Origin of the sequence: Mesorhizobium sp. C432A, from assembly GCF_030323145.1 — a bacterium.
Lineage (GTDB): Bacteria > Pseudomonadota > Alphaproteobacteria > Rhizobiales > Rhizobiaceae > Mesorhizobium.
Genome location: NZ_CP100470.1, coordinates 4445120 through 4456547, shown reverse-complemented (window position 1 = coordinate 4456547; position 11428 = coordinate 4445120). Strand labels below are relative to the sequence as shown.

12 protein-coding genes and 1 tRNA gene are annotated in these 11428 nt (G+C 62.5%); 7 read left to right on the top strand and 6 right to left on the bottom strand.

Annotated elements, in window-relative coordinates; genetic code table 11:
* Positions 1–149: 149 nt before the first annotated feature.
* The 3 genes from NLY33_RS21745 to NLY33_RS21735 form a co-directional block, all read right to left on the bottom strand.
* Positions 150–917 (bottom strand): NAD kinase, encoded by a 768-nt coding sequence (locus tag NLY33_RS21745; RefSeq protein ID WP_023681482.1) that lies wholly within the window; start codon positions 915–917, stop codon positions 150–152.
* A gap of 445 nt (positions 918–1362) precedes the next feature.
* Complete coding sequence (locus NLY33_RS21740) at positions 1363–1866, bottom strand: CHAT domain-containing protein (protein ID WP_023707002.1); 504 nt, start codon at positions 1864–1866, stop codon at positions 1363–1365.
* Positions 1829–4339: a caspase family protein gene (locus tag NLY33_RS21735; protein ID WP_023707001.1), complete on the bottom strand. Its 2511-nt coding sequence runs from the start codon at positions 4337–4339 to the stop codon at positions 1829–1831. The genes NLY33_RS21740 and NLY33_RS21735 overlap by 38 nt, the downstream gene beginning before the upstream one ends.
* Positions 4340–4624: 285 nt before the next feature.
* On the opposite strand from NLY33_RS21735, the gene NLY33_RS21730 reads away from it, so the two are divergent.
* The 4 genes from NLY33_RS21730 (at position 4625) to NLY33_RS21715 (ending at position 8638) form a co-directional block, all read left to right on the top strand.
* Entirely contained in the window at positions 4625–5659 is a 1035-nt protein-coding gene (locus NLY33_RS21730) for an extracellular solute-binding protein (RefSeq protein WP_023707000.1), read from the top strand.
* Positions 5660–5756: 97 nt separating this feature from the next.
* Complete coding sequence (locus tag NLY33_RS21725; protein ID WP_023706999.1) at positions 5757–7184, top strand: amidase; 1428 nt, start codon at positions 5757–5759, stop codon at positions 7182–7184.
* A 69-nt stretch (positions 7185–7253) separates the two neighbouring features.
* A complete protein-coding gene (locus tag NLY33_RS21720) occupies positions 7254–7943 on the top strand; it encodes a TetR/AcrR family transcriptional regulator (protein WP_023706998.1) in 690 nt (229 codons plus the stop codon).
* A 143-nt stretch (positions 7944–8086) separates the two neighbouring features.
* On the top strand, positions 8087–8638 hold the full coding sequence (locus tag NLY33_RS21715; RefSeq protein WP_023708484.1) for a DUF2569 family protein: 552 nt from the start codon (positions 8087–8089) through the stop codon (positions 8636–8638).
* A 127-nt stretch (positions 8639–8765) separates the two neighbouring features.
* Here NLY33_RS21715 and NLY33_RS21710 read toward each other — a convergent pair.
* Positions 8766–8841, bottom strand: a tRNA-Thr gene (locus NLY33_RS21710).
* 158 nt (positions 8842–8999) lie between these two features.
* Between NLY33_RS21710 and NLY33_RS21705 the strand changes: the two genes are divergently transcribed.
* The 3 genes from NLY33_RS21705 (at position 9000) to NLY33_RS21695 (ending at position 10032) form a co-directional block, all read left to right on the top strand.
* Positions 9000–9167 (top strand): hypothetical protein, encoded by a 168-nt coding sequence (locus tag NLY33_RS21705; protein ID WP_023706970.1) that lies wholly within the window; start codon positions 9000–9002, stop codon positions 9165–9167.
* 128 nt (positions 9168–9295) lie between these two features.
* Positions 9296–9520, top strand: coding sequence for a hypothetical protein (locus tag NLY33_RS21700; protein WP_023706969.1), 225 nt, complete (start codon positions 9296–9298; stop codon positions 9518–9520).
* A 203-nt stretch (positions 9521–9723) separates the two neighbouring features.
* The gene (locus NLY33_RS21695) at positions 9724–10032 is read left to right on the top strand and encodes a BA14K family protein (protein ID WP_023667455.1); all 309 of its coding nucleotides are present in this window, start codon (positions 9724–9726) and stop codon (positions 10030–10032) included.
* 76 nt (positions 10033–10108) lie between these two features.
* Here NLY33_RS21695 and NLY33_RS21690 read toward each other — a convergent pair whose 3' ends face one another.
* Positions 10109–10471 (bottom strand): hypothetical protein, encoded by a 363-nt coding sequence (locus tag NLY33_RS21690; protein ID WP_245260572.1) that lies wholly within the window; start codon positions 10469–10471, stop codon positions 10109–10111.
* Between the two features lie 47 nt (positions 10472–10518).
* On the bottom strand, positions 10519–11337 hold the full coding sequence (bhcR, locus tag NLY33_RS21685; RefSeq protein WP_023681470.1) for an HTH-type transcriptional regulator BhcR: 819 nt from the start codon (positions 11335–11337) through the stop codon (positions 10519–10521).
* Between the last annotated feature and the right edge of the window lie 91 nt (positions 11338–11428).

Below are 11428 nucleotides of genomic sequence, written 5' to 3'. Positions count from 1 at the left end.
GTCGCGGCAAGCACAGCGTGCCTGCAAGATTGGTATTGCGATTAGGCGCAAGCCCGCGATTTGTCAACAGAAACGGGCGGGATTGGCACGATTGTGAAAACGTAAGCTTAATCGCGATGCTTAATTAGGTAGTCACTCTTTGCGCCGGCTCAATAGCGAAACTGCTCGGCGAGAATGCGTTCGTTCCACGAATGGTTGGGATCAAACAGCAGCGTTGCCGTCGCAGTCGGCGATTCGCGGACCGTTACGGAAGCCACCGCCTTGACCTCGGTGTGGTCGGCGGCGGTGTTCACCGGGCGCTTTTCCGACTCCAGAATATCGAAGCGTACGGTCGCCTTGTTTGACAACAAGGCACCCCGCCAACGGCGCGGCCGGAACGGGCTGACCGGGGTCAGCGCGAGCAACGGCGCATCCAGCGGCAGGATCGGCCCGTGCGCCGAAAGATTGTACGCGGTGGAGCCGGCCGGCGTCGCGATCATCACGCCGTCGCAGTTCAGTTCCTCGATGCGGACCTGCTCGTCGACGGTGATGCGGATCTTTGCCGTCTGGTAGGACTGACGCCACAGCGCCACCTCGTTGATGGCGAGTGCCGAAACCGTCTCGCCCTCATGCGTCAACGCCAGCATTTCCAGCGGGCGGATCGTTTCGGCGACGGCGGCCGCGATGCGCTCGGTGAGGCCCCCGACGCGGTACTCGTTCATCAGGAAGCCGATGGTGCCACGGTTCATACCGTAGACCTTCTTTCCCGTGCTCATCGTGTCGCGCAAGGTCTGCAGCAGGAAGCCGTCGCCACCCAGCGCCACCACCACCTGGGCGTCGTCGAAGGATGCCTGGCCATAGCGGGCCGACAGGCTCTCCATCGCCGCCTTGGCATCGGCAGTGTCGGAGGAGACGAAGGCGAGATTGGCTTTGCTCATGACATTCCGATGGCGGTCGGCCGATGGCGGTCGGCGGCGGTTGCGTGGGGTAGCATGGGCAAGCGCATCTGCAAAGGGAGGCATCGTCCGGGCCAGTTGCGGCCGCGGCGAAACGAAATCGGCGGCTCGCGCTTCATGTCGCCGGAACGGCGAATGTGATGGTTAAGAGCGAGCTTAAACACTCGTAAAGCCTGATCGATCATGTTAGCCGACAGAGGATGGGTGGCTGGGGGGCTAGCCAGTCGAGACCTGTCTATTGCCGGTGACACGCCTGATTATCGTCTTCCTTGTGATGGGAAGTTTCGCCCTTCTCTTTGCGGAGCTTGTGCGGCAGTCCGAAGACATGAGCTCCAGGCCGATGGCCTCACGCTGCGGCGGCGCCGGCGTGCCATGCCCCCAAAACGCGTTGTAGGCTGAAGCCAATCTGCCAACGACGATCCGTCGCCTACTGCGCGACAATCCTCAGGTTGGCGTTGCCGTAGAATGTGTAGGCGAGATAGGTCGGATCGCCGGTCTGGTAGAATTCTCTGCGGACATCCTGCAGGATCTCGGCCAGATAGACCGGCCCGTCCTTGATCCGCGTGCTGATGCCGCCATAGAAATCGGTCGAGAAGGCCGCTGCCGCGCGGTCGGTCAGTGGCCACATGCCGCCGATGAAGCCGGAAGCGCCGCCCGCCAGCACTGCCGGACCCCAGCCCTGCACGAAGCCGCCGAGCATCTGCGAACGGCCGGTGTCGCAGGCGTTGAAAAAGTAGAACGGATTGCCCTTGCCATGCGCGGCCGCGACCAGCGCGGCCCATGTATCGGGGTCGAGCGACTGGTCGACGAGATCGATGGCAAAGACCGGCCGGCCACTGCTCGGCTGGTTGACCTCGCCATGACCGGAGAAATGAATGAAACCGGTCGAGACTTCACCGACCAGTTTCTCGAAAGAGGGTGAAATCGCCATCGAAGCGGCGGTAGCCGTAAAGCTTGCTCAGCGCCGCGATCTCGTCCTGCTGAAAGCGCAGCGAGCGCTTGTCGAGATAGGAGGGCGCGACGGCCGCGACGCCGGTGAAGGTCATGCGGTCGAGCGGGTTGTCGACCTGTGAGGCACTGCTGCGCGGAGCCCAGCGCGCCAGCCGGTAGCCCATGCCGAGAAAACCGTCGGCGACGGCGCCGTCGGCGCTGCGCGGGCGGATCAATTCCCAGGGCAGCGTCGGGCTGTTCGAGGTGATCTGGATCGAATGGAGTTCGCCTTTGCCGCGCAGCGACCAGAACACGTCCTTGAACGGTTTCGGCACATAGTCGCGGTAGAGCGCATCGCCAAAACCTTCGGCGGCGAGCGTGACAAAGCGCTTTTGCGCCCCCGTATCGCTGCTTGCGGCAGGCTGCTGCAGCGAAACGGCGCCGCGCAGGCTCAATCCGAGCTGCAGCAGGCGGCGGTATTCGGAGTCCAGCCATGCCGCCATCTCAGGTGGCGTCGAGAACGTATCGGTCACCGGACCGGCCAGATGCGGCGAATGGATGATGATCTGCCCCGAACCCAGCCCGCTCGGATCGTCATAGAGGATGGTCACGTCGAGATCGGGGACGTCATCGCCGGCTGCGCCGCCGAGCGTCACATTGCCAGTTACCGCCGGCTGCGGCGCCGCTGCGGCCAGCATCAGCATGGCAGGTGCTGCGGAGCGTTCGGCTGTGGCGCTCAGAGCGGCTGCCTCGACAGGCGCGGTGCGGCGAATGATAACCGACCGCGATGCCGATCCCAGGAACCTCCCGGCGCTGTAGATGCGCGCGATGAACTGGGCCGGCTTGCTGTCCTTGGCGATCGGCCGCGCCTTGACGTCGAAGCGGACGAAGTCGCTGTCGCCCTGGCGGTAGAGCGTCGTCCGTCGGCTCCATTTGCCGCCGTCAGCGAGATCGAAGCCGGAGGCGAACAGATCGATATCGATCGGCCATTGCTCGGTTCCCGCCGGCATCGCCATGGCCAGGGCGCCATCTTCCGTCACCGACGAGCCCGGCGCTGCCTTCACCTTCACTTCGGGCGTGAATTGCTCTTCGGTAAGGGCGATCGAAACGGTCACCGTCTCGCCGGCGACAATCTCATCCGGCGCATCGATGGTTGGATGGCGCACCACCTCGACAGCGCCCGTCTCGGGTTGTGGAAGGGCGCCGCCGGAAGGAGGGCTTTGCGCCTGGTCGATGGGCGGCGGCGCTGGTTTCGGTGGCGCCTGCGCCTCCGGCGGACTTTCGGCGCCGGTCGCGGGTGGCGGGGCCGATGTCATGCCGTCCTCAGGGGGGATCCCTGCCTTATCGGGGGGCGGTTCGGCGCCGGTGGCTCCGCCATCCTGCGGATAGGTCCCGCCGAGATTGTTCTGGGCAGCGGCCACAGCTGCGTCTTCAAGACGTTGCTTTTCCTCTTCGTATCGTTGCCGAGCCTGCTCTTCCTGCAATTGGCGCTGCTGTTCCTGGCGTTTGTATTCCTCGTAGAGCGCCGCCTCCTTGGCGCTGTCGCCCATCGCGGCATCGGGACTGCCGGAGCCCCGTACAACGTCCATGGGGTAGGGCTCCTGACCGCTGCCATCGGCGTAGTCGCTGCCATCAGGCTCCCAACCGCCACTCCCGGAGATGTAGCCGCCGCTCGCCATCGCCGGCGGTGCCGGTTCCGGCACAAGCGGCAGCGCCGGTGCCGCGCCGGCCACCTGGTCCGGCGTCAGCACAAAGGCAGCGTCTGCCGAGCGGCCATATGCCATCCATGGCCACTGGGCGCCTGACGTTTTGTCGATAGTGGTTTGCCTGACCGAGGCGAGGATGATGGCTATGTCCGCGCCGCGCTTGACCAGCGCAGCGGTGAGCGCATCGGCAAATACGGTGACGGGGCGGGCTTCGTCCAGTGCAACGGTTCCGGGTTTGGCCGACAGAGCGACGATGGCGTGGGTGAGGGGATCGACCGCCGCCAGACCCTGCATCACGCCGGAAGTAGGGTTGTGGCCATCGCCGGGATTGTCGAGCAGAACCACCTTCAATGTCGGGGTTGCCTCGAGCGCCTGCATGAACAGATCGAGGGGCAATGCCGTCTGGTCGACCGTTTCCTTTGAATCGATCCGGGTGCCGCGCGTCAGTAAATAGTTCCTGCCGTTGGCCTGCGCGGTGTGGCCGACATAGTAGAAGATGCCGACGGAGTCCGGTTTGGCCAGGGATTGGGCGAAATCATGCATGGCGCGCGCGACATCGGCGCGGTCGCCATCCGACACCTGCCGGACGGTGAAGCCAAGCGATCGTAGTGTCGCTGCAACGAGTTCGGCACTGAGGTCGGCGTTGGCGATTGCCGGTGAGCCCTCAGAGGCCGGATTGGCGACAACCAGCGCTATCCGCTCTTCGCCGCGCGCAGCGGAGAAGAGCGCCATGGTCATCAGCAGCACGACCGCCAGAAAAAGGCGCATGACCGTGATCCAAGCCCTGCAGGCTGCGGCGCTCACGCCACGGCTTGCCCCAATTCATCAATGGCCCAACCTTGACCATATCATGTCGGCTTCGCCGGCGCACTGCCGGTGCCGATGATGCAGTTGTGTCGCTAAAAGATATTGACTGTATGTTTAGTAATTAATACCGTTGCCCGAGATACCGAGTTGGTCAGCCGGCATTCGCCGGTGAATGATCACCAGGACGAAGGGAACTTAGGGACTCGAGGCGCAATCCCGCCGGTCCCAACAATGGGAGACACAAGCATGCAGTTGAAATCGACCGCCACGGCGCTCGGCCTGTCGCTGCTGGCGATGACCGGCATTGCCCGCGCCGAGGGCGAACTCCAAATCTACAATTGGGGCAACTACACCAGCCCGGACCTGATCAAGAAGTTCGAGGAAACCTACAAGGTCAAGGTTACCGTCACCGACTACGACTCCAACGATACGGCTCTGGCCAAGGTCCGCCAGGGCGCTTCCGGCTATGACATCGTCGTGCCCTCGGCCAGCGTGATGCCGATCTGGATCAGCGAAGGCCTGCTCTTGGAAACCGATCCCAACACGATGGAGAACTTTAGAAACGTCGATCCGAGATGGGTCGACGTGCCGTTCGACCCCGGCCGCAAATATTCGGTGCCGTGGCAATGGGGCACGACCGGCATCTCGGTCAACAAATCGGTCTATGCGGGCGATCCGAACACCTCGGCGATTTTCCTCGATCCGCCGCCGGAACTCGTGGGCAAGATCAATGTCGTGCCCGAAATGGGAGACATCATGTTCCTCGCCATCGCCTATGAGGGTGGCAAGTACTGCACCGACGACAAGGTGCTTTTGAAGAAGGTGCATGACAAGCTCATCGAGGCGAAAGCGAAATGGCTGTCGCTCGATTACGCTGCCGTTGACGGTCTCGGCAGGGGCGACATTGCCGCCGGCGTCAACTGGAACGGCATATCGCTGCGCGAGCGGCTGGAGAACGACAAGATCGTCTACGGCTATCCCAAGGAGGGCTTTCCAATCTGGATGGACAATGTCGCGGTGCTCAAGGATGCCAAGAACGTCGAGAACGCCAAGCTCTTCCAGAATTTCATCATGGACCCCAGGAATGCAGCGATGATCTCGGCCTTCGCGCACTACGCCAATGGCATCAAGGGCTCCGAGCCCTTCCTGCCGGCCGATATGAAGGGCGCGCCCGAAGTGGATGTTCCGGCCGAATTTGCCGACAAGGGCCAATTCATGCCGGCCTGTCCCGCCGACGTCCAGGCGCTCTACACCAGGATCTGGACCGATCTGCAGAAATAGCAGCGCCGCCGGCCGAAGCTGACCAACATCGGGCTGCGCATCGCGGCTCGGCCATCCCCAATGCCAGATGCCGTAAAGCCGCCGCGGGAGATTTTCGATGTCCGATCTCGACCTTTGCTACATGCCGGCCAGCGAGGCGTTGCGGCTGTTCAAGGCGAAGAAACTGTCGCCTGTGGAACTGATGCAGGCCACCATCCGCCGCGCCGAGGCGACCAAGGCGACGATCAATTGCCTTACCTTCACGCATTTCGACGAGGCGATGGCTCTCGCCGGAAAAGCCGAGGCGAAATACACCAAGGGCGCCAGAACCGGCGCGCTCGAGGGCCTGCCGATCGGCATCAAGGACGAGAGCTACATCAAGGGCAAGCCGACCTCGCATGGCTCGCTGCTGTCCGGGGACGCCATTGGCGGCCATACCTCGACCATGAACGAGCGTGTCATGAAGGCCGGCGGCATCGTCCACGCCCGCACCGCGACGCCCGAATTCAGCTGCGCCGGTTATACCTGGTCGAAGCGCTGGGGCGTCACGCGCAACCCCTGGAACCCGGATTTCACGCCGGGCGGTTCGTCGGGCGGTTCGGCGGCAACGCTGGCCTCCGGCACGTCGTCGATCGCAACCGGCTCGGACATAGCGGGCTCAATCCGCATCCCTGCCTCGGCCTGCGGCCTGGTCGGTTTCAAGCCGCCTTACGGCCGCAATCCCGATGAGCCGCCGTTCAATCTCGATTTCTACTGCCACACCGGGCCCTTGGCCCGAAACGTCGGGGATGCGATCCTGCTGCAGAACGTCATGGCCGGGCCGAGCCCGCTCGACATCGCCACGCTGCGCCCGAAACTGCGCCTGCCGCTCGACTACAAGCCGATCAAGGGTTGGAAGATCGCATTCTCCATGGATCTCGGGTCCTTCGAGGTGGATGCGTACGTGCGCAAGAACACGCTCGCTGCCTGCGATGTGTTCCGCTCGCTCGGCGCCACCGTCGAGGAGGTGGACCTCGGCTGGGGCGACGAGGTGCTCAAGGCCGGCATGGCCTATCTCGAACATCTCTTCGGCGCCTCGCTGTCGCCGCTGCTCGCCAAGCACGGCAAGGACATGACCAGCTATGCCAGGCAGTTTGCGCAGGACGGCCAGAAGTCGAAGGCCACGGACTTTGTCGCAACGTTGGACGTGGCGGCCAGGATGTACCAGACGCTGGGGCCGTTGCTGGAAAAATACGATGTGCTGATCTGCCCGACCAATGCGCTTCCCGCAGTGCCGGCGGAATTCGATCAGACCAAAGGCAAGGTCGAGATCAATGGACGAGAGGTGAACCCGTCGCTGGGCTGGGTGATGACGACGCCGTTCAACATGCTGAGCCGCTGCCCGGTTCTGTCGATCCCGTCGGGCCGCGCCGCCAACGGCGTGCCGACAGGCATCCAGATTGTCGGCCGCACCTATAGCGACGCTGACGTGTTCCGGGCGGGTATGGCCTATGAGACGGCTCGTGGTCAGTGGTACACGAATGCCGGGACACGCCCGGCGCTGTGAGTCCGCAGGGCGCCGGCATGCCAAGGCAGCGGCGGGATGTTTCGGCCGCCGGGGAAAGGCCTGACGACAATGGCGCAACGCATAGCCACTCCGGATGCGGGAAAAAGCAAGGCGGCCAAGGGTGCGACGAACGACGCCGCGCCCAAGGACCGCCGGCGCGAGCGCGGCGAAGCGAGCGTCCAGCGCATCATCGACGCCACCATCGAGCTCATCGCGGAGGAGGGGCTGGCCAGCGTCACCATGCAGCGCATTGCCGGGCATGTCGGCTCGTCCAACGCACTGGTGGTCTTTCATTTTCGCAGCAAGGAGAACCTGTTCCGGGCCGTCCTGCAATATCTCAGCGACCAATATGACGCGCTGTGGCTGACGCTGGTGCGGGCGCCCGGCCTGTCGCCGGTCGAGCGGGTCTTGGGCGCGGTCGATTGCGCGCAACGCTTTGCCCGCCAGCATCCGAATTGGGTGTCGGTCTTCGTCGTGTTCTCCAGCGACCGCAAGAGCATGCAGCTCTACAACGAGATAGGCCTGCCCAGCGATCTCGCCTACACGGCCGAAGCGCGCGAACTGCTGATCGAGATTTCGCGCAGCGGCGGTTACACCGGCGTCGACATAGACACGCTGTCGGAGAGCCTGAATTATCTGGTTCACGGCGCCTGGTATTGGGACCATCTCAACCCGTCCAGCCGCGACACCGACGTGCTGCGCAAGACCATGCTGCTCCTGCTGCACCAGGCCTTTCCGCGGCATTTTGACTTGGGGTGAGATGCGGCCATTGCGAGCGACGGAAAGCGTCCTCTGCAAACCTAAACCCGAAAATCTCTACGATGCCTTGATCTCTGTAAAAATGCTTGCACAATCCAGAGGTGCGATTTAAACAACCTAAGGATGCATTCGAGGGTGGGTAGATGTGGCATTGGCTGATACTTCTGTTGCTGATTGGTGTGCCGGTTTTCTTCGCCGTCCGGTCGTCGCGCAAATCCTCACAGAGCCCAGATGACCTCGTGGGGTTCGGCGGCTGCCTGATCCTGCTGGCGATCAGTCTGTCCCTTTCGCCGTTGCGCACACTTGTCGATATGGCCAGTCTGGTCAAAACCTACCAACAGCTTGTTACAGTGCCCAACGGGGCCTTGGCCATCTATGGCGAGGCAGCCCTCAATCTGGCATTTCTGGTGCTTCAGCTGGTCGTGCTTGTTTCGATGCTGCGGCGAAGCCACCGCTTCCCGCAGCTGTTCATATGTCTGTGGTTTGCGATCCCTCTCTTGTTCATACTGGACGCAGTTTGGATATCGATTGTGCTTGGTGTCCCGGTAAACCGTTTGCTTGCCGGAGGGGCTCTGGTTACACCTTTGGCATCCTTCATAGTCACAGGGATCTGGGCCGCCTATGTATACAGGTCGGTCAGGGTGAGAAACACGTTCGGCGATACGGCGGCCATACAGGCCGCGACATTTTCCTAGAAGGTCCGACGGCTGCGAGTTGGCCTGATGTCGTGCTGCCAGCTCCGCCGAATAGAACCGTCGGCAGTCCTCCTTCGTCTAACGAGCTTTGGGTGGCCTGCCACCCGAAGCTCGAAGAGCGAAGGGGTGGTGCCCCCGGACGGAATCGAACCGCCGACCTTCGGTTTACAAAACCGCTGCTCTACCAGCTGAGCTACAAGGGCACGGCGCTCCGGTTAGCATATTTGGTGCGCCAGTAAAGACAAAACTCCGTTTTCGATCGCTGATGGACGCCGCCGAGGTGGGCGGGCCGCCATGCTGAAAACCGCCAATGCGATCCCTACATATCTCTCAGGTGCAAACGCATCGAACGGGGTGTCGCATGATCAGACTTGTCATCATCCTGCCGCTTGTCGTCATTGCCTGGCTGCTTGCGGTGAAGCTCATCAGGGACGTGAAGGCCGCCAATATCGACTGGACCGGCATCGCCGCCATCGTCGGTTTTATCGCGATGGCGTTTTGGCTGCGGCATGTGACTGGGATGGGATGAATGGTGAATGGGCAAACGCCTTTCGGACCATTGACTATTCACAATTCACCCAAAGCCTTCGAACCTTTCACCACGTCACCGCAACTGATCTCCAGAGGCGAATGATCGCCTCGATCAAGGAGATCATCATGTTGAAGCGCATTCTTACTTCGGGCCTGGTCGCCATCTTCCTCGCCAACGGCGCGCTCGCCGGTACCGTCCAGTCGTCCTCCGCTCACGGCCATCATCACCACCATCACAAGCACCACGACAAGCCCTGGTGGTGGTGGAACCATCACCACAAGCATCATCACCACAAGCATCATCACCACAAGCATCATCATCACCACGGGAAGGTGATCATCTTCCTTTGAGCGAGACGACCTGCCTCGCGGAAAGGGCGGCTTCAGCCGCCCTTTTTTGCGTTGAGCTCTCGATCGATCAGATCATGGTTTCCATCGGCTGATTCCAGCCTTCAAGAAAATCCAAAATTTCTTTCGAACCTTTTTCCGCGCCGAAACGACAGATGATCAAGAGGCGGATGGATCGCCTCTCGCAACGAAACAAGGAGATCGTCATGTTCACGCGCAAAATCGCTTCTGCCCTCATCGCCAGCACCGTCGCCGCCACCTCGCTGGTCGGCACCGTCCAGCCGTCGGCCGCCCACAGCCATCACCACAACCGCGAAATCGGCATCGGCATCGCCGCCGGCGTCGGCGGGTTCGTGCTCGGCAGCCTGCTCAACCAGCAGCCCCGCACCGTCTATGTCGACGACGAGGGTGGCTCCTGGCACGTCCGCCGCTGCGCCAACCGCTACGCCAGTTACGATCCGTACTCCGACACCTATGTCGGCTATGACGGCTACCGCCACTATTGCCGCCTTTAAGAGGAGGCACCCCCACACGGAAAGGAGGGGCTGTACGCAGCCCCTCCTTCCTGATTTGAGCGCGCCGCGGTGCGGGCTACGGTTCGGAGATCGGCAATCCCGCTGCACGGCAGATGCGGGCAACACTCGCATTCTGCGATTGATCGCCCATGGCGATGAGTTCGAAGCTGCTTCCTTCATCCGGATAGATCTTGGCGGCGAACGGTTGGCCTGTTGTATGACCACCGGACGACGTCTTTGCAGCGACATGGCCGCAGACCAGGATTTCGCGGCGGCCGTCGAGCGTTCGCTCGCCGGCACGCATCGTCCCGAATTTGGCGGATACAGGATCCTGCAAATGCTGGCGAATGCCGATCGTGATTGTCTCCTCCAAAGCGAGCGAGATCGGAATCTCGCTGACTTGCTGGGAGACAGGGGCGGGCTCGGGCGCCGTCGCCACGCATCCGCACAGTGAAGCGGCGAGCAAAAGCTGAAGCGTTCTCCGCATTATAATCGGAACCCGCCGATCATCCTCGTCACCTCAGCGGCGGCGTCGCGCACCAGCGGCCCGATCTCGTCCAGCCGCTCCATCGTCACCCGCACCGTCGGTCCGGAGACCGAGACACCGCCGATCGGCTCGCCGAACTCGTTGAAAATGGCGGCGGCCACGCAGCGCATGCCGGGATGCCGCTCCTCGTCGTCGACCGACCAGCCGCGGTGCTTGATGACAGCCAGGTCATGGGCCAGCGCCGAAATGTCGGACAGCGTCTTGTCGGTGAAGCGCTGCAGGCCCGACTTGCGCAGGATGGCGGCGACGCGTTCCGGCTCGAGCTGCGCCAGCACCGCCTTGCCGATGCCCGAGGCATGGAAGGAGCTGCGCGTGCCCGGACGGAAGAAGGCGCGGATCGCCTGATGGGTCTCGACCTGGCTGACGAAAACGACGCAATCGTCCTCGGCGACGCCGAGATTGGCGGTTTCACCGGTCTTCTCCATCAATTCCTGCATGACCACGCGGGCCCTGTCGACAAGCTTGCGGCGGCGCAGGAAGGCGGCACCCATGCGGTAGGTCTCGACGCCGATCGACCACAGCTGGTCCGATGTATCGAACTCGACCATGCCGTGGTTCTGCAGCGTCGTCAGCATGCGGTAGGCGGTGGACGCCGCGAGCTCGCTACGCGCCGAAATCTCGCTCAGCGACAGGCCACTGCCTTCAGCGACGATGGCCAGGATGCGCAAGGCCCGGTCCAGCGACTGTACAGAACCGGCCTCGGACGGACCGTTGAAAGCGCGCGGCCGGCCGCGCTGGCGTTTTTCGCTGGTTTCCATGGCGGCATTGTCGCCGGTTTCGCCGAAATCGCAATGAAAAACTTTTTCATCGATTTTGATGGCCGGATTCATGGAAAACGAAAAAGCCAGT